We start from the raw sequence: 20,098 nt of genomic DNA, 5'->3' as shown, positions 1-20,098 counted from the left end.
GTAAGGAGGAGCTGGCAGGATGGATTCTGTGCCGACGATTGTTGCCCGGTATATCGACGCCTACAACAGGATGAATGTTCAGGCGATGCTTGACTGTCTGTCGGGCAATGTTCGGTTTATCAACAGATCGAACGGAGAGATGACGAACGAAACGCACGGGATCGAGGCATTTCGCGCACTGGCGGAACAAGGCGTCCAATTGTTTGCTGAAAGAGAACAGACGATCCTCGACTGCATCGCCATTGAAGACCGTGCAGCGGTGCGCATCGGCTATCGCGCCAAGGTCAAGGCCGACCTGCCCAACGGCTGGAAGGCCGGGCAGGAGATCGAGATGACGGGCACCTCGTTCTTCATGATCTCCGATGGGAAGATCAGCGAGGTGATTGATGCAAGCTGACGTTTTCATTGGCTCATCTCCCGCGACCATGAAATTGCATTGACGTAGATACCGAGCGGATTGGCGCGCAGGCGCTCGGCGTCGCGCGGCGGCTGGATGACGATGGTGAGGATGGCTGTCCACCGTTCGGTCGTCGAAAGCTGGCCGTTCTCGAAATGACGTTCCGTCCACGCGACGCGGAAGCTGTTGGGCGATGCCCGGATGACGCTGGACACCTCCACGGCGATCTGCTGGCGGCCGACCTTCGTGAAAGGGTCATTGGCGCGGGCGTAATCGTTCAACGCCGCCGCGCCGCGATCCGTGGTCCATTCGTAGGCGCGAAGCCAGTTCTGGCGGACAATGATCGCGTCGGCCGGGATCGCGCGGACCTGCTCGATGAAGCGGCCGAGATGGAAAGCAATCTGCGGATCGGTCGGCCGATAGTCGGCGTTGGCAGGTGCGACGGTCTGCGCCTGACCGAGATTGTCCACTTGCACCACCCAAGGCACCACGGTCCCGCGCGCGGACTGCCAGACCAGTGCCGAGGCGAAGCCGGCCGAAAGGATCAGCGAACCGAACGCCATGTAGCGCCAGTTCTTCGCCTGCACGCGGGCCGAGCCGATGCGCTCGTCCCACGCCTGCGCGGCCTTCTGATAGGGTGTCTCGGGTTCCGTCGATTTGCCGTAATGGGTTGCTGGTCGTTTGAAGATGCTCATGAGCGGTCACTTTCGGAAAGGTTGATGGAGGAACCGGAGCCATGGCTGTCGCCGGAGCGCACTGCATGGGCGGCCATGGTGGTGCCGTGGTTCATTGCCTGCGAGCGGCGCATCTGCTGCGCCCATGCGGGCGGGCTGCCGGCCGGGCCGGACGCTGCTGCGGCAGGATCGGCGCTCGCGCCGCCGACCGTGCCCATGGTCGAGCTGCCGCCCGACGCGCCGAATCCAGCCTTCGCGCCAGCGGAGAAGCTGGATTTGACGGATTCGCCGGCGCGGGCGGCGGCGCGTTTGAGGGGCGAGATAGCCGCCGATCCTGCGGCACGCGCGACGCCGCCGAGGCCGGACGCGACACCGGCCGCGCCGGATTGGCCGAGCGATCCGACGCTATAGGCGGCGGTCGCCGCGCCCGCGGTGGCCGCACCGCCGCGGACGGCCGCGGCCCCGCCGGACAGGGCAGCGGCACCACCTTTGGCGGCGAGCATGGCCCCGCCGCCAGCGGCAACGGCTGCACCTGCGACCGCAAGTCCGGTTCCCACGGCAGCACCCGCGCCAAGCTGCGGGCCGCCCGAGACGATGCCGTTGGCGATACCGGGACCGAAGATGCCGAGGCCGAGCAGCGACAGGGCTGCGAGCACAATCGCCATGGCGTCGTCGATGCTCGGGGTCGCCCCGCCGAAGCCGACCGTGAACTGGCTGAAAAGAGTCGATCCGATGCCGATGATGACGGCGAGCACCAAGACCTTGATCCCCGAGGACACCACGTTCCCCAAGACCTTTTCGGCCATGAACGAGGTCTTCCCGAACAGGCCGAACGGGATCAACACGAACCCCGCCAAGGTGGTCAGTTTGAACTCAATCAGGGTTACGAAAAGCTGGATGGCGAGGATGAAGAAAGCCAGCACGACCAGCGCCCATGCGAACAGCAGGCACGCGATCTGGATGAAGTTCTCAAAGAACACGATCCAGCCCATCAGGTCGGAAATGGAATCGAGTAGCGGGCGGCCGGCGTCGAGGCCGGTCTGCGCCACGCGGCCCGGCCGCATCAGGTCGGTGACGGAAAAGCCGGTGCCCGACGCCATGAGGCCGAGGCCGGCGAAGCTCTCGAAGACGATGCGGGCGAGGTTGTTCCAGTTTGAAATGATGTAGGCGAAGACGCCCACGAACAGGGTCTTTTTCACCAGCCGCGCGATTATGTCGTCATCCGCACCCCATGCCCAAAAGAGCGCGGCAAGCGTCACGTCGATGACGATGAGCGTCGTGGCGATGAAGGCGACCTCGCCGCCGAGCAGCCCGAAACCGCTGTCGATGTAGGAGGTGAAGACCCCAAGGAAATTGTCGATGACGCCCGTGTTGCCCATGGTCAGCGCGCCTCGCTGCGGTCACGGCCGAGGAAACGGTCGCGGGATTGCGCCCATGCGGCGAGGCAGCCGGCGTCACTTGCCGCCGCCTCGCCGAGCTGCTGGCAACGGCGCAGGGTTTCGCGCAGGGGATCGGCCGGTGGCTGGAAGGCCGACGCCGGGGGTGGCACGGAAGGTTCGTCCTTCCGCGCCATGTCGATTGCGGTCGCCGTGACGGCGATGGCGACGAACACCACGGCCCCGAGCCGGGCCAGCATCTTGCCGTCCATGGCGAGCCTCCCGGTTAGTTGTTGCCGTTGAACATCTGCGCGTTGCCGGGCTGGTATCCGCTGCCCGGCGTCAGGAACCGTTCGCGCTGGATGCGGCCCTGTTCGGCGGCGGTCGCGCGCTCCGCTTCTGTCAGCGCATCGGCGCGGCCGTTTGCCGAGATGACCGCGATCAGGTCGGAAAGCTGCTGCGACTGGAGGGCGAGAAGCTGGTTGCCGGCCTGCGTCGCCTGCAATGCCCCGGTCGCGCCCTGACTCTGGCCGACCAGCGCGGCCATCTCGGCGCGGTTGCTGTCGATATTGCCGACCGCGCCCGCCTGCACGCGCATGGCGTCCTGCAAACCGCCAACCGTGTTCTCCCAGCGGCCGCGCGCATCGGCGACCAGTTGGGCGTCGGTCGCCGATAGCGAGACATTGCCATATTGCTGCTGGAACGCTTGGTCGATCTGCCCGACCTCGAAAGCGATGTTCTGCGCTTGGCCGAGAAGCTGCTGCGTGCGCTGGACGTTCTGCTGGAGCTGCTGGAGCGAGCTATAGGGCAGGCTCGCCAGATTGCGGGCCTGATTGATGAGCATCTGCGCCTCGTTCTGGAGGCTAGTGATCTGGTTATTGATCTGTTCGAGCGTGCGCGCCGCCGTGAGCACGTTCTGCGCGTAGTTGGACGGGTCATAGACGATGCGGCCGAAGCCGAATTGCGCATGGGCCGGGCTTGCCAGCATGGGCGAAAGCGCGGCCGGAACGGCGAGCGCCAGCGCAAGGGCCGAGGCCCCGACAGACTTGGAATAGGTCATGGAAGAATCTCCTGTGGGGTATCGAGCCGGGCCGACGCGGCGGATTCCGGCCGGTCGGCAAGATTGGTGAGGTTGGGGATCAGGTCGGCCGCCCAATCGACGCCGCGCTCGCGCAGCCATGCGGCGAGGAAGCCGTCGCGGCCGGCCTCAGTGACGATCTGCGCAATGAGGGTCTGGTCGGATTTGGCGGATGCGGCGCAGAGCGCGAGGCCGACTTCGGACAGGCCAAGCTCGAACAGCCGATTGCCCCTGCGGCTTTGGCAGTAATAATCCCGCTTGGGCGTGGCCCGTGCGAGGATTTCGATCTGCCTGTCATTGAGGCCGAAGCGACGATAAATGGCCGTGATCTGCGGCTCGATGGCCCGCTCGTTCGGCAGCAAGAGTCGCGTCGGGCAGCTCTCGATAATCGCGGACGCGATGTTGCTGCCGTCGATGTCGGACAGGCTTTGCGTGGCGAAGATGACGCTGGCGTTTTTCTTGCGCAGCGTTTTCAGCCATTCGCGGAGCTGGCCGGCGAAACCCTCGTCGTCCAGCGCAAGCCAACCCTCGTCGATGATGAGCAGCGTCGGCCGCCCGTCGAGTCGGTCGCCGATGCGATGGAACAGATAGGCGAGCACGGCCGGGGCCGCGCCGGTCCCGACAAGGCCCTCGATCTCGAACGCCTGCACGTCCGCCGATCCCAAATGCTCTGTCTCGGCGTCGAGCAGCCGGCCATAGGCACCGCCGACGCAGAACGGCCGGAGCGCCTGTTTCAGATCGTTGGATTGCAACAGCACCGCAAGGCCGGTGATCGTGCGTTCCTCGACCGGCGCGGAGGCGAGTGAAGTCAGCGCCGTCCAAAGATACTCTTTGACCTCCGGCGTGATGGCGATGCCTTCGCGCATGAGGATGGCGGCAATCCAGTCCGCCGCCCAAGCGCGTTCATAGGTGTCGTGGATGCGGGCAAGCGGCTGGAGCGAGACGGACGCCTCGGCCCCTTCTGTCAGCCCGCCGCCAAGGTCGTGCCAGTCGCCGCCCATGGCGAGCGACGCGGCGCGGATCGAACCGCCGAAGTCGAAGGCGAAGACCTGCGATCCTGCGTAGCGGCGGAACTGGAGCGCCATGAGGGCGAGCAGCACACTCTTGCCCGCGCCCGTGGGGCCGACGACAAGGGTGTGCCCTACGTCGCCGACATGCAAAGACAACCGGAACGGGGTTGAGCCTTCGGTCTTTCCAAAGAGCAAAGGGGGTGCACCGAAATGCTCGTTCCGTTCCGGCCCCGCCCACACCGCCGAAAGCGGGATCATGTGGGCGAGATTCAAAGTGCTGATGGGTGGCTGACGGACATTCGCGTAGGCGTGTCCGGGCAGGCTGCCGAGCCATGCGTCAACCGCGTTGACCGTCTCGGGCATGGCGGTGAAGTCGCGGCCCTGAACGATCTTCTCGACCAGGCGCAGCTTCTCGTCGGCAAGGCGCGGGTCGGCATCCCAAACGGTGACGGTCGCCGTGACGTAGGCCATGCCCGCCACGTCCGCCCCAAGCTCCTGCAACGCCATGTCGGCGTCGAGCGCCTTGTTGGCGGCGTCGGTGTCCACCAGCGCGGACGCCTCGTTCGTCATGACCTCTTTCAAGATCGCGGCGACGCTCTTGCGCTTGGCGAACCATTGGCGACGGATGCGGGTCAGCAGCCGGGTCGCATCGGTCTTGTCGAGCAGGATCGCGCGCGTGCTCCACCTGTAGGGGGACGGCAGCCGGTTCATTTCGTCGAGCAGGCCCGGCGTTGTCGCGGTCGGGAATCCCACGATGGTCAGCACGCGCAGATGCGCGTCGCCAAGGCGCGGCTCCAGCCCGCCGGTCAACGGCTGGTCGGCGAGCAGCGCGTCGAGGTGCATGGGCACCTCGGGCACGCGCACGCGATGGCGGTTGGTCGAGATGGTGGAATGGAGATAGGTCAGCGTCGCGCCATCATCCATCCAACGGCACTCGGGCATGAAGCCGTCGAGCAAGGCCAGCACGCGGTCGGTGCGGTCGATGAAGCCGCGCAGCAGTTCCCACGGGTCCACGCCCGCTTTCTCGCGGCCCTCGTAGAGCCATGTTTCGGCGCGGGCGGTTTCTTCGGCCGGGGGCAGCCAAAGGAAAGTGAGGAAATAGCCGGACACGAAATGCACGCCCGCTTCCTCGAAACCGGCTTTCCGCTCGGCATCGACCAGCGCCGATGCGGGATCGGGAAAGGTGCTGTCGGGATAGGTCGCGGCTTCGCTGCGCTGCGCCTCGACGAAGATGCTCCAGCCGGAGCCGAGACGGCGCACGGCGTTGTTGATGCGGCCGGCGACGGCGACCAGCTCGGCGGCGACGGCGGAATCCAGATCGGGACCGCGAAACTTCGCGGTGCGCTGGAACGAGCCGTCCTTGTTCAAGACGACGCCGGAGCCGACCAGTGCGGCCCACGGCAGATAGTCGGGGAGCCGGGTGGCGGTGCGGCGGTATTCGGCAAGGTTCATCATGGCTGTGTCCTCACACCGCCAGATGACCGGGGATGCGCAGATGCCGCCGCCCGACCTCGACGAATTGGGGATCACGCTTCGCCGCCCACACGGCCGCGAAATGGCCGATTGCCCAAATGGCGATGCCGACCAGCCAGAGGCGCAAGCCGAGGCCCACGGCCCCGGCAAGCGTCCCGTTCATGATGGCAATGCTTCTCGGTGCGCCGCCGAGCAGGATATGCTCGGTCAACGCCCGGTGGACCGGGATCGAGAATCCCGGCAACGCGTCGAGTTGTTCGAGTCCGCCCGCCATCAAACCAGCGCCCCGCCGCCGAAGGAGAAGAAAGACAGGAAGAAGCTCGATGCGGCGAACGCGATGGACAGGCCGAAAACGATCTGGATCAGGCGACGGAAGCCGCCGCTGGTATCGCCGAACGCGAGGGTCAGGCCCGTCACGATGATGATGATGACGGCGATGATCTTGGCGACCGGCCCCTCGATGGACTGGAGGATTTGCTGCAAGGGCTGTTCCCATGGCATCGACGAACCGGACGCATGGGCGGCCGGGGCGAGCATGAGGCTGATGGCAAGGGTGGATGCGGCGGTCGCGGCGAAACGATAGCCGCGCGAAATCGTGCGGATCATGAAGATTCTCCTGTGCTGGTTTGGATTGCAGGGGTGATGCGGTAGTCGCCGTCCGGCCCCAGCCCCTCGACGCGGGCAAGCTCGGCCAACCGGCGCGCAGAACCGCGCCCGGAAAGGACGGCAACAAGGTCGATAGTTTCGGCGATCAGCGCGCGCGGGACCGTGACGACAGCCTCTTGGATGAGCTGTTCAAGGCGGCGTAGCGCGCCGATGCCGGTGCCGGCGTGAATAGTGCCGATCCCTCCGGGGTGCCCCGTGCCCCATGCTTTCAGAAGGTCGAGGGCTTCCGACCCGCGCACCTCCCCAATCGGGATGCGGTCAGGGCGCAGGCGCAGCGAGGAACGGACCAGATCGGAAAGCGTCGCCACGCCGTCTTTCGTCCGCATGGCGACCAAATTGGGCGCGGCGCATTGCAGCTCGCGCGTGTCTTCAATGATGACGACACGATCCTGCGTCTTCGCCACCTCGGCGAGCAGCGCGTTGGTCAGGGTGGTTTTGCCGGTGCTGGTGCCGCCCGCGACAAGGATGTTGGCGCGGGTTGCGACGGCTTCACGCAGCGTTTCCGCCTGATCGGCGGACATGATGCCGGCGGCCACATAATCGTCGAGCGTGAACACCGCGACGGCGGGCTTGCGGATGGCGAAGGTCGGGGCGGCGACCACGGGCGGCAGCAGGCCCTCGAACCTCTCCCCGCTCTCGGGCAGCTCGGCCGAGACGCGCGGGCTGCGGGCATGAACCTCTGCGCCGACATGATGCGCGACCAGTCGCACGATGCGTTCGCCATCGGCGGCGGACAGCCGTTCGCCCGTGTCGGAAAGCCCTTCGGATAGCCGGTCCACCCAAAGGCGGCCGTCCGGGTTCAACATCACCTCGACCACGGCCGGGTCTTCGAGCAGCCGGGCAATGGCGGGGCCGAGCGCGGTGCGCAACATGCGCGCGCCGCGCTGGATCGCTTCCTGTCTATGGTGGTTGGTCGTCATCTCGGCCCCGGCTTCTGGCGGGGCGCAACAGGCGATCCCCGGATCGGGGTCGATTAAGAGAGGCCGAAATCTGGCCGGTTCAACAAGTATCTAAGCGGCGGCGGCAATCGGCGGCCATCGGCGGTAAATAGGACGGGTCCGAATACTTACTCTTGATCGCCGTTGCTCTCGGATTCGTCCGGCAACGGATCGTCGGGAAGTGAGTCGAGGTCGCGCGACAGCTCTTTGAGGAACCTGTCGCCGGTCGCCAGACGCCGGCCGAGATTCTGCATGAAGCCCTCGAACCGCTCCGCGCCTTTGGCGCGGACAGCGGATTGTGCGGCTCCCGTGAGCGGCGGCGTGATGGTCATCCAGAAATGGATGAACTGCGCGACCGTCTCGCCGAGGACGGCGAGATCCAGGTCGAGCGTGTCGATCTGGCGGCCGAGCTTATCCAAGCGGCGCGACATGGCGGCTTCAAGCTGGTCGTCGGCATCGCCGGACAGGTAGGACATGACCGCCGCCTCCACGATGGCAGATTTTGACACATTGCGGCGGAGCGCCACCGAGCGGCGCAGCGCCATCGCCTCGATCTGCGGAATGAGTGCGGGGTCGAAATAGATATTCAGGCGGGTTCTGGTAGCCATGGGCGCGTCCTCAAAGGTCGATTCCGTCATCGGGGTTCATGGAAACCTGCCGCGCCACCATCCTCATGCGCTGGCGCATGGCGCGGGCCTTGGCCGCGTCAACGTCCGGCTCGTCGTCCAGAAACTCGAACTCCTGTTCGGGCGGCGGCGGGGCGACGATTTCCTCGTGCTCGGGCAATTCCGGCTCGCGGCGGATGCCGGCATTGGCCGGATCGCCATCGGCCCCATCTGCGGCGTTCGTCGCGGAACGGCTTTCCGCCGCAACCACACGGCCGGACCAGTCATCGGTGGATCGGCTGGGCGCCAGCGGAGCGGCGACCAGATCGGGCGGGGTCAGGATGCGTTCCTGCAACCGTGCGTCCTCGAAATAGCGGGCTTTAGTGGCGCGGATCGGCGGCGTGCCCGCGACCATCACGATTTCATCGGTGGGCGGAAGCTGCATGATTTCGCCCGGCGTGAGCAGCGGCCGGGCCGTCTCCTGCCGCGACACCATGAGATGCCCGAGCCACGGGGCCAGTCTGTGCCCGGCATAGTTGGTGGAATCGCGCAGCTCGGTCGCGGTGCCGAGCGCGTCGCTCACCCGCTTGGCGGTGCGTTCGTCGTTCGTGGCGAAGCTGACGCGCACATGGCAGTTGTCGAGAATTGCATTGTTCGGGCCATAGGCGCGCTCGATCTGGTTGAGGCTTTGCGCGATCAGAAAGCCCTTGAGGCCGTAGCCCGCCATGAAGGCCAAGGCAGACTCGAAAAAATCCAACCTGCCCAATGCCGGAAACTCGTCGAGCATCAACAGCAAGCGATGGCGCTTGCCGGAGGTGGTCAATTCCTCGGTCAACCGCCTGCCGATCTGGTTGAGGATCAGGCGGATGAGCGGCTTGGTGCGGTTTATGTCGGATGGCGGCACGACCAGATAAAGCGTGACGGGCTGACGGCTGCCGACCAGATCGGCAATACGCCAGTCGCATCGTGCGGTGACGCGCGCCACCACGGGATCGCGGTAGAGGCCGAGAAACGACATGGCGGTGCTCAACACGCCCGACCGTTCGTTCTCGGATTTGTTCAACAGCTCGCGGGCCGACGATGCGATGACGGGATGAACGCCCGCCTCGCCGAGATGCGGCGTGTCCATCATGGCGCGCAAGGTCGCCTCGACGGGACGGCGCGGATCGGACAGGAAATTGGCGACGCCCGCCAAGGTCTTGTCCTTCTCCGCATAGAGAACATGCAGGATCGCACCGACCAGAAGCGAATGGGAAGTCTTTTCCCAATGGTTGCGCTTGTCGAGGCTGCCTTCGGGATCGACCAGAATATCCGCGATATTCTGAACGTCCCTGACCTCCCATTCCCCTTGCCGGACCTCCAGCAGCGGGTTGTAGGCGGACGATCTTGCGTTGGTCGGATCGAACAGCAGGACGCGGCCATGCTTCGCGCGAAAGCCCGCTGTCAGCGTCCAGTTTTCCCCTTTTATGTCGTGGACAATAGCGGATGCCGGCCATGTCAGCAGCGTCGGCACCACCAGCCCGACGCCTTTGCCGCTGCGCGTGGGGGCGAAGCATAGGACATGCTCGGGACCGTCATGGCGCAGATAGTCCCGTTCGTATCGGCCGAGCACGACGCCATCAGGGCCGAGCAAGCCGGCGCTGCGGATTTCCTTGTCCTCGGCCCATCGCGCCGATCCGTATGTGGCGACGTTGCGCGCTTCCCGCGCCCGGATGATCGACATGAAGATGGCGGCGGCGATGGCAAGGAAGCCGCCCGATACCGCGATGATGCCGCCCTCGACGAAGATCGCGGGCGCATAGGCGTCGAAGGAAAACCACCACCAGAAGAACGCTGGCGGGTAATAGATCGGCCAGCCGGCCAGCTCGAACCACGGTGCGCCAAGCTGCGGCTGGAAGCCGAGGCGGAACGCCGTCCATTGCGTCGCTGCCCATACCATCACCAGAACGATGGTGAAGACGACAGCGATTTGGCCCCAAAGGATTCGTCCTCCGCGCAATGCAGGCTCCAGTCGGCAAAAGAGACGGAGCCGATCAGAGAGTAGTCAAAATCGGGATGGGCAACAGGAAAGGGGATGCGGGAGGGCTGCCGGATACTATCGGCGGCAAATAGGACGGGTTTCCTTCACCGCCATCCGGCCGGGTGATCGCCGCTGCTCAACTGGTCGGGCGAATCGCCGCAACGGATGCCTCGGATAGCCCTCGCGTCATGTCGCCGCTGTCACATATGTAACTTGCATAATGGAAGTCACACCGCTATGGATGTGCCATGCAACGCACAAGCTTTCTGTCATCCGAATGTCCCGCAGCCCGAGCGCTGGAAAGCGTCGGTGATTGGTGGAGTATTTTGATCCTCCGAGACGCTTTTCAAGGGTTGAGCAAGTTCGATGAATTCGAGAAGAACCTCGGAATTTCCGCGAACATTTTGGCGAGGCGATTGAAGCACCTCACGGCGGAAGGGCTGTTTGAAAGGCGACGATACAATGATCATCCGCCTCGATTTGAATACGTCCTTACCGATAAAGGGCGAGATTTCTATCCGGTAGCAATCGCCCTTTTTGCGTGGGGGAACCGGAACCTTGCGCCCAATGAGATAGCCATGCGTCTTGGCGACAAGAAAACCGGACGGGAAAGGACCGCCGTTATCATCGACGCGAATACAGGAGAAGCAATTACTCCTGAAAACACCGTTCTTCTGGCAGGCCCCGCCGCAACAGAAGAAACGATGCGCGTCATAAATCGCGTGAAGCGAATAAGCTCAGAAAAAGAAACGGAATAATCCAATGCGCCGAATTGTTGTAACCGGCATGGGTTTAGTTGGCCCTTTTGGTTCTGGAATTGAAATAAGCTGGAAAAGACTCCTTGACGGGAAATCGGGAATTAGGAGTTTGCCCGATGAAATCTCCAACGATCTGCCGGTGAAAATCGGGGGAATCGTTCCCAGCCTGATTGAAGATTCCGAAGCCGGTTTCGATCCCGATTTGATCGTTGACGCAAAGGATCAACGAAAAATGGATCGCTTCATTCTGTTTGCACTTGCGGCCGCGAAGGAGGCTCTTGAAACGGCGGGATGGCATCCCACGAGCGACTACGAACGTGAGCGCACGGCGACAATTATCGCCTCTGGTATAGGCGGGTTTCCTGCTATCGCTTCGGCAGTTCGCATAACGGATACACGGGGAGCACGGAGGCTCTCACCCTTTACCGTGCCATCGTTCCTCGCCAACCTCGCGGCAGGACAGGCTACCATTAGGTATGGATTTACAGGCCCAATTGGCACGCCTGTAACCGCCTGCGCTGCCAGCATTCAGGCCATCGGCGACGCCGCGCGGCTGATACGCTCCAACGAGGCCGATATCGCTCTGTGCGGCGGAGCAGAAGCTTGTATTGACAAGGTTAGTCTCGGGGCATTTGCCGCCGCGCGAGCACTATCCACCGGCTACAATACTACTCCGGAACTGGCGTCGAGGCCGTTCGACACCGGGCGCGATGGTTTCGTAATGTCTGAAGGGGCGGGTCTGATCGTCATAGAGGAATTGGAGCATGCCCTCGCTCGGGGTGCCAAGCCCATAGCGGAATTGGTGGGATACGGCACAAGCGCCGATGCACATCATATGACTGCCGGTCCAGAGGACGGCCGAGGCGCGGCCCGTGCGATGGAAATTGCACTCCAGAGTGCTGGGTTGAAACCAATCGATATTCAACATTTGAACGCACATTCCACCTCCACCCCCGTAGGAGATCGAGGAGAAATTGCCGCGATAAAATCCGTGTTCGGCAATCATGATGTGGTCGTAAGCGCCACAAAATCGGCTACGGGGCACCTACTTGGTGCCGCAGGCGGTATTGAGGCAATCTTCACGGTGCTCGCTTTGCGCGATCAAATTGCTCCCCCAACGAGAAATTTAGAAACCCCCGATCCTGTTGCCGCTGGTATCGACCTCGTTCGCCAATCTGCGCGGCCCATTCTCATGGAACACGCCATTTCCAACGGATTCGGCTTTGGCGGCGTTAATGCAAGTGTCGCTTTCCGGCGATGGCAGTAACAGTCCCGGACTTTGCTTCCGCAAACACTTCGGTTCGCTACGCAACGATGGTCAGATAACGCTTTTGAGAGGAAGGCCGAATAGAGCATTGATCCTATAGCGCCGGTCCTATCTGCCCGCGCAGACCTCGCTGCCGAGCTGGCGGTTGATGACCGGCCGCCACGGGACAAGGGTGCATTTATGGCTCTTTTCAACCACAGCGAACTGGCTGCTGGATAACTGTACGGTGCCGGTGGACTTGTCGTTCACGCCTTCGCTATCCGTGGTAGTATCGAACGGTAGTCCGTGCAGACCTTCCGGCCCATGTCGTTGGCGAGGCTGAGCAGGTTGCGAAGCGCCGCGCTGCGATTGGACGGCGACCAGACAGCCGAGAAGGCGACCGGCTCCGGCTCGTCGGCGAAGGGCAAGAAGACAATGCCGTTTGTCGGCAACAGCGCCGTGGCCGCGCCGACGATGGTGATGCCGAAGCCCTGTCCGACCAAGGACAAAAGGGTGCCACGCCCCACGTCGAAGCGCAGGATCGACGGCGCAGGCCAGCACTCGGCATGGCGTAGCACGATATGGCTATGAACCTGCGGTCCAGTGCCGCCATGCCGGACAAGGAACGTCTCGCCTGCCAGATCGGGCCATGTGACGGCTGACCGCTTGGCGAGCGGATGCCGTTCCGGTAGCACCGCCAAGAGCGGTTCGGTCCATGTGCGGCGGGAATGGCAGTCGGGTGGTTGGGGCGTGCCCGCGACGAACGCCACGTCCAACCTGCCGGCGCGAAGCTGCACCACCGCTTCACGGGCCGGGCCTTCGGCGATCTCGACTTCAACATCGGGGTGATCCTTGCGGTATTGGCCGATCAGCTTTGCGAGGAAGCTATGCGGAATCAGGGCATGGATACCGATACGAAGCCGGCCGCTTTCTCCGGCTGCCGCCATGCCGGCGGTTTTCACCGCATGGTCGAGTTGGTCAATACCTACGGCTATCCGCTCGACGAAATGGCGTCCGGCCTCGGTCAGCCGAACGCCGCGTGCATGACGCTCGAACAAGAGGATGCCGAGGTCTTCTTCCAGTGCCTTCACGCGGGCGCTGACGCTGGACTGTGCAACGCCGAGCGCATTGGCGGCGTGACGGAAGTTGAGATATTCGGCGACAGCGAGAGTGTGAACTAAGGTCATCATTGGCACTCGCCCCGAAAGGAGATGATTGCTCAACGGATTTAATCCGTCATTTCTCGTAAGTCTACGCATACCAATTCGCCATGACTCAATCACAATGAAGTTGCGAAAGGTCTGCGTAGTATTGGCAGACATATTAAATAGAGGATCGCGCCGAAAATCCAAACCCAACCGTTCCATGCTCCTACGGTGGCAGAATAGAGTGCCGTGAAGCCAAGCGGTCCCGCGATAGAGCTTAGATTGGTGAGGCTTGTAAGCGTTCCCTGTAAAGCTCCTTGCTTGTTACTGCTGACATTGTTTGAAAGCATTGCCTGCAAGGCCGGCATGCCAACACCTCCGGCGGCAAGCAGCAACAAAATCGGGAACGCCATCCATCCCTGCGTGGCAAAAGCCAGAAGAATGAAGCCAGTCGCATCCGCAGCCATGCCAAACAGTAGCGTGCGCCGTTCTCCAAGCCGGCTTGAAAGAGGGCCGGTAACAAACGCCTGAAAAATCGCGTGTGTTGCTCCAAACGCCGCGAGCGACAAGCCAACGGTCGTGGTGTTCCACTGAAAACGATCCTCGCCATATATGACCCATAGGGCCGCAGGGACCTGGCCGATCAGTTGAATAATGAAGAAAACTGCGAAAAGGGCCACTAGCCCGCGCAATGCATCATCCAGCCGGAACAGAACGAATGGTTTGATGCGAACCGGCTTTCCGGTCTCGCCATCGCCGCGACGAGTCTCCCTGAGGAAAATGCAGGCTAGCAGGAACGCGAAGCCGTTGAGAAGGGCAGCGGCGATAAACGGAGCATGGGCAGAAATACCACCGAGCATACCACCAAGTGCTGGCCCGGCAATCATGCCTGCCCCATAACAGGCCCCCATGTAGCCGAACCAGCGTGCGCGAGAACCTTCCCCCGTCGAATCCGCAATGGTTGAGGCAGCTACAGCTCCGGTTGCGCCCGTGATGCCGGAGACGAGCCGGCCGATATAGAGCACCCATAAGACCGGCGCTGATGCCATAATCGTGTAATCGACTGCGGCCCCCGCAAGGGAAGCCAGAAGCACCGGACGCCGACCGTAAGCATCTGAAAATTGTCCAAGCACGGGCGCGAAGATGACCTGCATCAACGCATAGAGTGACAGCAAAGCACCATAGTGACCAGCGACCTGCTCCGCCGGCACAAGCTCGCGCAGAAGCGTCGGAAGGACCGGCATGATGAGGCCGAGTCCCATGGCGTCGAGACTGACGATCAGCAGGGCGATGATGGCAGAGCTGCGCACCTGAAACTCCAGCGCCGCTCAATGCGAGCGACTTTATCAATGATAAGGACATGGACATAGAACTTATCGGTGATAAATTGTCAAGCGTTGGCGAAGGAACGTGAATGACCAAACTGGACAAGGGCACCGTGATCGCAGCGGCGCTGGAGCTGCTGAACGAGGTTGGCATGGACAACCTGACGACGCGAAAGCTCGCTGAACGCCTCAAGGTTCAGCAGCCTGCGCTTTACTGGCATTTCCAGAACAAGCGCGCGCTGCTTGACGCACTGGCCGAGGCAATGCTGACGGAACGCCACACCCGCTCGCTACCCGAAGAGAACGAAGACTGGCGGCTATTCCTGAAAGAGAACGCCCAGAGTTTCAGAACGGCGTTGCTCTATTATCGCGACGGGGCGCGCATCCATGCCGGCACTCGACCGACAGAACCGAATTTTGGCGCTGCCGAGACACAAATACGCTTTCTCTGCGCGGCGGGCTTTGGTCCGAAGCACGCTGTTTGGGCGCTCCGGGCGGTCAGTCACTATGTGGTCGGTTCCGTTCTCGAGCAGCAGGCATCTGATGCCGATGAGAGAGTTCCGGACAGGCCAGATGTGTCCGAGCAAGCACCGTCGTCCTTCCTGCACGATCTGTTTCACGAGTTGGAAACAGACGGCATGGATGCTGCGTTCAACTTCGGACTCGACAGCCTCATCGCTGGTTTCGAGCGGCTGCGTTCATCTACAACAGATTAGAGGCTTATGCCCCTTTGCCGCCCCAACTGCCACGACACCGATCCGCTTTGCACGATGCCGATGACCTCACGGCCGAGCTGGCGGTCGATGACCGGCCGCCACGGGACAAGCGTGAACTCATAGCTCTTTTCCACGACAGCGAACTTGCCGCTCGTTAGCTGCACGGTGCCGGTGAACTTGCCGCTCACGCTCTCGCCGTCCGTGGCGGCGCGGAACGGCAGGCCCTTGCCTTCGGCCATCTCCGCGCCGACGCGGGCAACCTCGCGCTCGCGCAAGGTGGCGAGAAGGCTGCGCCGGTAGAAGACGCGGCCATTCCGCGCTCGGCTGGCGTCGCCCTGTTCGATATGATGCTCGCGCCGCTGGTCTATGGCCTCGCGCACCTGCTGGCCGAAGCCGGCCGGCGCAAGGTCGGCCGTCTCGCCATGGATCAGTCGCCGGTCCAGCCAGGTCGCGCCATCCGAACTGATCTGCTTGCCTAGATCGACCGGGGAAAGGACGCGAACGCTGGCCTGCCGGTCACGGCTGGCGTCATAGGCGGCGGCACGGCTGATCAGTTCATCCGGGATACGCCATTGGTCGGTGTCGATCCGCTCGACGATCCCGGCCCGGCGTAACGCCTCCAGCCGCCGGACATGGGCATCGACATAGCCCTCATAGTCGCCACCGGGAACGCGGCCCTCGAACTTGGCCTGCTCCAGATGGCGGCCCGGCCGATAGATGCCGTCCTCGGCAATGGTGGTGATGCTGCGGTCGGACGGCCGGGCCGTCACCTCTGCCGGGCCGAGCTGGACGACGCTGCCGATGCGGGCATCCTCCAGCCGCTCGGGCGCGATGCCGGCGATGTGGTGCGTGCGGCCGTCGATCCCGTCCACCACAACGGTCAGGTTCTCCCCCAACTCGTCGGACAGGTGCTTGTCCACGACGCGACCGACGATAGGCGTCTCGGGCGCTCCGTCATGGATTTGGAAGCTCATGGGATCGCGTTCGCCTCCCTGCGGGCCGAGCGCCTTCTGCATGGTGCGGATAATGTCGCCGCGCTCGCCCAACTCGCGCAGGGCCGGCTCCATGTCCTTGCTCAATTCCCAAACGCCGGGCGCGTGCTCGGTCGCCAGCCCCATCTTCTCCAGCTTGCCGAGACGGCGCAGACGTAGCGTCCGCTCGAACTGCCGCCTCGGCGCTGCCGGCTCGTGGCGCAGGTCGACGAAACGGGCATCGGCTTCCTCGGTCATGGCGCGGTCGATCCGGGTGAAACGGTCTTGGTCGATTTCGGCCGACAGCTTGCGGGTCTGCTCGATCTCGGTAACGGGGCCGAGTTCCAGACTGGCAAGCTCGCTCGCCCGCTCGCGCAGGCCGGCGGAAAGGTAATCGCCGTTGATAACTAGATCCCCGCCCGTATCGTCGCGGCTGTTGACGATGACATGCACATGGGGATGGCCGGTGTTGTAGTGGTTGACGGCCACCCAATCGAGTTTGGTGCCGAGGTCCGCTTCCACCTGTTTCATGAAATCGCGGGTGTAGGCCGTGAGGTCCGATAGCTCCGCGCCATCCTCGGGCGAGACGATGAATCTGAATTGGTGGCGGTCGTCCTTGCCGCGATCAAGGAAGGCTTCGCCATCGGCACGGTCCTCGGTCGCAGAATAGAGTTGGCCGCGCTCGCCATCGCGTGACGTGCCGTCGCGCTGGACATAGCGCAGATGCGCGCGGGCGCGACCGCCCTTCCACGCGGCTCGGACGCTGCGCTGCTTGACGATCACACGGCGGCTGCCGGGCTGGCGATGATGCCATTGGCCGGAGATGTTGCGGGCGCGCACGAAGCTCGCGCCCCGGCCGCGCTTCACGCCCTTGCCGCTGGCGACCACGGCACGGGACCGGCCCGGCGATGACGGGCGGGCGGATGACGGCATAGAAGGGTCGCGGGAGGCTGCCGCCTGCTGCTGCCGGGTGATCTTCCTGACCTGCGTGAAAAAGCTCTTGGGTCTCCCGGCCTTGGGCGCGTCGGATCGGATGCGGCCGGGCTTCGGACGGAAGCGGTTTTCGTCGTCGGCACTCAAGGGCGCGACTCCTGCCAAAACCGCCGGAAACAGGCCGATATGGGCCTGTAGTGCCGCTCGAAACCCAGAAAAGCCAAGGCTTTGCGCGAAATCGCGGCACGCGGCCCCTCAAAGCCATGGTGCCGGAATCGGTCGCCTAACCAGTGTGCAGACAACAACAATTTCCAGAAGCGGCCCCATATGGTGCCGTCTTCTTTAATCTTGCCCTCCGCCCTTTCTTCCTTTTCTGCCCCTCCTGCCGGGAATCCAGCCGGGCAAAAATCTGCCTGACTGGACACCGCAATGAGCGCCGCCGAGCGTGGGAACGCCGCCCTCATGGCGTTCCCGATCTGCTCGCGTCGGCGACAAAAATGCTGTCGCCCTGCGGCTCTGCATCGGCGGGATCGCGCGCCGGAACGGTCGCGCTCCCGTCGCCGGATGGTGCGTCGGACGGCGGCGCGGCGGCAGCCCGCTTGTCGGCCGGGCGCATGACGAACAGTGGTGCCTCGCGCCAATTGGGCGGCGGTGCCGGTGGTTGCAACAGCGCATCCGATGGAGCCGCACCGCCAAGGATCTGGGCGAGCGCGGCGACATAGGCGCGCGTCTCGGCAGGAAGCGGTCGGCCCGTCGCGCGGTGCTCGTCGTAGCGGCCGGGACCGGCATTGTAGGCCGCCAGCATCGCACCGACATTGCCATAGCGGTCGAACATTTCGCGCAGGTATGCCGTGCCTGCGAGGATGTTGTCGCGCGGGTCGTAGGGATCACGGCCGAGGCCGTAGCGGACGCGCAGGCCCGTCCATGTGTCGGGCATCACCTGCATCAATCCCATCGCCCCGGCCGACGAAACAGCCCGCACATCGCCCGCACTCTCGGCGCGCAGCACGGCGCGAATCCAGTGCTCGGGGATGCGGAAACGCTGCGACGCCTCGGCGATGTGCGCCGCATGGGGATGGGTGGCGGCCGGGTGCTCGACGGGCACGAATTGCGCGACAGCGACGCCCGATCCGATGCAGACGGAAAGCGCCCCCGCCAGCAGCAGGACGGCATAATGCCATGCCGGCCTGTCTCCGCTTCGACACCAGCCTGCCAGCGTGCTCGCTGCGGTCAAGGGCAAGGCGCAAGCGCCGGCCGATGGCCGCTCCTGACCTTCGCTGTGCGCGCCGGCCGTCCGGTGGCCGAGCGGGACGAAGGGATGAGACGGCTTTTCCGCGAACAAAGGGATGACGATCTTGAACCGAATGGCGGGCCGGACGCGCGCGGCCGTCATTCCTCGTCCTCGACTTTCCGGGGGTGCTTCCAACGCAGGGTCCAAACCGAAGGATCGTCGTTGGACTGGAACAGCTTGGCGCGGATCGGGAACGGGAAGATTGGTCCCTCCAGTCTCATCGACACGAAGTCGCCGGCATTTTCGCTGGCGTCTTTCCATGCGGGGCCGGCGTCCGGGCCGTCCTCGCTATCGAGGCGCAGGCGATAGTCGGGTGCGTTCTTCATGTCGCTCGGCTTGGCCGGGACGATGAACAGCTTTTCGTGGAGGCCGAACGAATGAAGCTCTCCCGCATAGCCGGTTTCGGTGCGGGTGAAGGTGCCTATTTCTGCCATGGAAATCTCCTGCGGTTGGCTTTCGGTGATGGTTTCAGTGCGTGGGTGCGCGCCACTCGTAGCGGCCGACGCCTTCCTCATCGGCCCAGAGCGGGACCGCCCGGCCGATGACGGAGGCTGCCGGGGTGAGTCCGAAATAGCGGCCGTCGAGGCTGTCGCGGACTTCCCAATTCATGAGGAAAAGCTGGTCGTCACCGATGACACGGCAGCCCTGCCAGACGGGCAGATCGCGGCCGAGGCTGTCACGCTCCAGCGCCTCGCCCATCTCGATACCGTCAACCGTGATCGTGGATCGCAATCGGCAAACCTGCTGTCCCGGCAGGCCGACGACGCGCTTCAAGAGCGGGACGCCTCGCGTTATGTAGCCGCGCTCGACCATGAAGGCGGCGAGCGGTTCGGGCGGCATGACGGCGACCAGCTCGGGCACCTCGATCCGCTCGGCCGGCTCGACGGTGTAGAAGCCGATGGGTGCGCTGGCCGTCGCGTTCCAGATGAGTTTCACGGGCCAATCGACGGCGCTGGCGGCGGCGGCCCCGATGGCGGCGAGCACCGTCACCGTGAGATAGCGGCGGCGCGTCATGGCCCGATCCTTCGGCGGTGAAGCCACGCGGCATGTCGCTCGGGCGTGTAGGCGTGCGGCTCCAGATTGGCGGTCAAACGATTGTGGACGTGCCGCCAGTGTTCCGGCGAGGCGTCGGCCGGATCGAGGCCAAGCGATTCCACGGCGTCGATGGCGGCAAGTGCGCGCTGCACCTTCGGCCAGCCGTCCAGCCGCAACAGGATTTCGCCGCCCGGCCGGACGAAGGGCAATGTCTGGAACGGCTCGCCGCGCCCGATTGCCCGCACAACGTCGATGCGGGAAACGACCGTGCCGTGGTCGCCGCTCGCCCATCGGACGAAGGCGAAGACGCTGCCCTGTTCCCCGTCAGCGCCCATGGCACAGATTGAGGGTTGAGCTTTAAGGAGTGTTTTGGTCTCGTCGTCTGACGAAGGAACCAAGATGACTGCTAAATCCCCGAGCACCAAAAAGCCTGCCGAGCAG

At 63.8% G+C, this 20,098-nt stretch carries 21 protein-coding genes and 2 pseudogenes; 4 read left to right on the top strand and 19 right to left on the bottom strand.

The features are described from left to right. The first annotated feature begins 19 nt into the window (after positions 1 to 19). Entirely contained in the window at positions 20 to 397 is a 378-nt protein-coding gene (locus H0482_RS11890) for a nuclear transport factor 2 family protein (protein ID WP_193730286.1), read from the top strand. A gap of 5 nt (positions 398 to 402) precedes the next feature. Here H0482_RS11890 and trbF read toward each other — a convergent pair whose 3' ends face one another. The 10 genes from trbF to H0482_RS11840 all read right to left on the bottom strand — a co-directional run bounded on the left by trbF (position 403) and on the right by H0482_RS11840 (position 10,216). Beyond that, positions 403 to 1,092, bottom strand: a complete 690-nt coding sequence (gene trbF, locus H0482_RS11885) for a conjugal transfer protein TrbF (protein WP_193730285.1) — start codon at positions 1,090 to 1,092, stop codon at positions 403 to 405. Then, on the bottom strand, positions 1,089 to 2,450 hold the full coding sequence (gene trbL, locus H0482_RS11880) for a P-type conjugative transfer protein TrbL (protein WP_193730284.1): 1,362 nt from the start codon (positions 2,448 to 2,450) through the stop codon (positions 1,089 to 1,091). The genes trbF and trbL overlap by 4 nt, the downstream gene beginning before the upstream one ends. Positions 2,451 to 2,452: 2 nt before the next feature. Then, positions 2,453 to 2,719 carry a putative entry exclusion protein TrbK-alt gene (trbK-alt, locus tag H0482_RS11875; RefSeq protein ID WP_193730283.1) on the bottom strand — a complete coding sequence of 89 codons (267 nt, stop codon included), beginning with the start codon at positions 2,717 to 2,719 and terminating at the stop codon, positions 2,453 to 2,455. A gap of 14 nt (positions 2,720 to 2,733) precedes the next feature. After that, a complete protein-coding gene (gene trbJ, locus H0482_RS11870) occupies positions 2,734 to 3,507 on the bottom strand; it encodes a P-type conjugative transfer protein TrbJ (protein WP_193730282.1) in 774 nt (257 codons plus the stop codon). Next, positions 3,504 to 5,990 (bottom strand): conjugal transfer protein TrbE, encoded by a 2,487-nt coding sequence (trbE, locus tag H0482_RS11865; RefSeq protein WP_193730281.1) that lies wholly within the window; start codon positions 5,988 to 5,990, stop codon positions 3,504 to 3,506. Before trbE ends, trbJ begins: the two co-directional genes overlap by 4 nt. A 10-nt stretch (positions 5,991 to 6,000) precedes the next feature. Then, on the bottom strand, positions 6,001 to 6,282 hold the full coding sequence (locus H0482_RS11860) for a VirB3 family type IV secretion system protein (RefSeq protein WP_193730280.1): 282 nt from the start codon (positions 6,280 to 6,282) through the stop codon (positions 6,001 to 6,003). Beyond that, positions 6,282 to 6,614 (bottom strand): TrbC/VirB2 family protein, encoded by a 333-nt coding sequence (locus tag H0482_RS11855; RefSeq protein ID WP_193730279.1) that lies wholly within the window; start codon positions 6,612 to 6,614, stop codon positions 6,282 to 6,284. The genes H0482_RS11860 and H0482_RS11855 overlap by 1 nt, the downstream gene beginning before the upstream one ends. Beyond that, positions 6,611 to 7,594 carry a P-type conjugative transfer ATPase TrbB gene (trbB, locus tag H0482_RS11850; protein ID WP_193730278.1) on the bottom strand — a complete coding sequence of 328 codons (984 nt, stop codon included), beginning with the start codon at positions 7,592 to 7,594 and terminating at the stop codon, positions 6,611 to 6,613. The genes H0482_RS11855 and trbB overlap by 4 nt, the downstream gene beginning before the upstream one ends. A gap of 146 nt (positions 7,595 to 7,740) precedes the next feature. Beyond that, positions 7,741 to 8,220 carry a CopG family transcriptional regulator gene (locus H0482_RS11845; RefSeq protein WP_193730277.1) on the bottom strand — a complete coding sequence of 160 codons (480 nt, stop codon included), beginning with the start codon at positions 8,218 to 8,220 and terminating at the stop codon, positions 7,741 to 7,743. A 10-nt stretch (positions 8,221 to 8,230) separates the two neighbouring features. Further along, positions 8,231 to 10,216: a conjugal transfer protein TraG gene (locus H0482_RS11840; protein WP_193730276.1), complete on the bottom strand. Its 1,986-nt coding sequence runs from the start codon at positions 10,214 to 10,216 to the stop codon at positions 8,231 to 8,233. Between the two features lie 269 nt (positions 10,217 to 10,485). Between H0482_RS11840 and H0482_RS11835 the strand changes: the two genes are divergently transcribed. Together H0482_RS11835 and fabF are read left to right on the top strand one after the other, a co-directional pair. After that, complete coding sequence (locus tag H0482_RS11835; protein ID WP_193730275.1) at positions 10,486 to 10,995, top strand: winged helix-turn-helix transcriptional regulator; 510 nt, start codon at positions 10,486 to 10,488, stop codon at positions 10,993 to 10,995. Positions 10,996 to 10,999: 4 nt separating this feature from the next. Next, positions 11,000 to 12,262 carry a beta-ketoacyl-ACP synthase II gene (gene fabF / locus H0482_RS11830; RefSeq protein WP_193730274.1) on the top strand — a complete coding sequence of 421 codons (1,263 nt, stop codon included), beginning with the start codon at positions 11,000 to 11,002 and terminating at the stop codon, positions 12,260 to 12,262. A gap of 123 nt (positions 12,263 to 12,385) precedes the next feature. On the opposite strand, the pseudogene H0482_RS16605 reads toward fabF, so the two are convergent. From H0482_RS16605 to tet(G), 3 genes and pseudogenes are all read right to left on the bottom strand, one after another. Further along, positions 12,386 to 12,571: pseudogene (locus H0482_RS16605) on the bottom strand (DUF3363 domain-containing protein); the annotation flags it as partial. Then, positions 12,508 to 13,428, bottom strand: coding sequence for a LysR family transcriptional regulator (locus tag H0482_RS16600; RefSeq protein WP_456236849.1), 921 nt, complete (start codon positions 13,426 to 13,428; stop codon positions 12,508 to 12,510). The gene H0482_RS16600 and the pseudogene H0482_RS16605, both read right to left, overlap by 64 nt. A 92-nt stretch (positions 13,429 to 13,520) precedes the next feature. Continuing rightward, positions 13,521 to 14,696, bottom strand: a complete 1,176-nt coding sequence (gene tet(G) / locus H0482_RS11815) for a tetracycline efflux MFS transporter Tet(G) (RefSeq protein WP_171955266.1) — start codon at positions 14,694 to 14,696, stop codon at positions 13,521 to 13,523. A 104-nt stretch (positions 14,697 to 14,800) separates the two neighbouring features. Between tet(G) and tetR(G) the strand changes: the two genes are divergently transcribed. Continuing rightward, the gene (gene tetR(G) / locus H0482_RS11810; protein WP_024353490.1) at positions 14,801 to 15,427 is read left to right on the top strand and encodes a tetracycline resistance transcriptional repressor TetR(G); all 627 of its coding nucleotides are present in this window, start codon (positions 14,801 to 14,803) and stop codon (positions 15,425 to 15,427) included. Here the strand turns inward: tetR(G) and H0482_RS16595 are convergent. The 6 genes and pseudogenes from H0482_RS16595 to H0482_RS11785 all read right to left on the bottom strand — a co-directional run bounded on the left by H0482_RS16595 (position 15,424) and on the right by H0482_RS11785 (position 20,079). Continuing rightward, positions 15,424 to 16,656: a DUF3363 domain-containing protein gene (locus H0482_RS16595; RefSeq protein ID WP_269144689.1), complete on the bottom strand. Its 1,233-nt coding sequence runs from the start codon at positions 16,654 to 16,656 to the stop codon at positions 15,424 to 15,426. The genes tetR(G) and H0482_RS16595 overlap by 4 nt on opposite strands. 168 nt (positions 16,657 to 16,824) lie before the next feature. Further along, positions 16,825 to 17,331: pseudogene (locus H0482_RS16590) on the bottom strand (relaxase/mobilization nuclease domain-containing protein); the annotation flags it as partial. A gap of 460 nt (positions 17,332 to 17,791) precedes the next feature. Then, positions 17,792 to 18,724 (bottom strand): lytic transglycosylase domain-containing protein, encoded by a 933-nt coding sequence (locus H0482_RS11800; protein ID WP_193730272.1) that lies wholly within the window; start codon positions 18,722 to 18,724, stop codon positions 17,792 to 17,794. Next, positions 18,721 to 19,056, bottom strand: coding sequence for a DUF736 domain-containing protein (locus H0482_RS11795; RefSeq protein WP_193730271.1), 336 nt, complete (start codon positions 19,054 to 19,056; stop codon positions 18,721 to 18,723). The genes H0482_RS11800 and H0482_RS11795 overlap by 4 nt, the downstream gene beginning before the upstream one ends. Positions 19,057 to 19,090: 34 nt before the next feature. Further along, positions 19,091 to 19,636, bottom strand: a complete 546-nt coding sequence (locus H0482_RS11790; protein WP_193730485.1) for a S26 family signal peptidase — start codon at positions 19,634 to 19,636, stop codon at positions 19,091 to 19,093. Beyond that, a complete protein-coding gene (locus H0482_RS11785) occupies positions 19,633 to 20,079 on the bottom strand; it encodes a DUF2840 domain-containing protein (RefSeq protein ID WP_456236850.1) in 447 nt (148 codons plus the stop codon). Before H0482_RS11785 ends, H0482_RS11790 begins: the two co-directional genes overlap by 4 nt. Positions 20,080 to 20,098 lie beyond the last annotated feature (19 nt).

This window comes from Devosia faecipullorum (assembly GCF_015158295.1).
Taxonomy (GTDB): domain Bacteria; phylum Pseudomonadota; class Alphaproteobacteria; order Rhizobiales; family Devosiaceae; genus Devosia; species Devosia faecipullorum.
The sequence above is the reverse complement of the archived record's forward strand: the minus strand, read 5'-3'. Positions and strand labels throughout refer to the sequence as shown.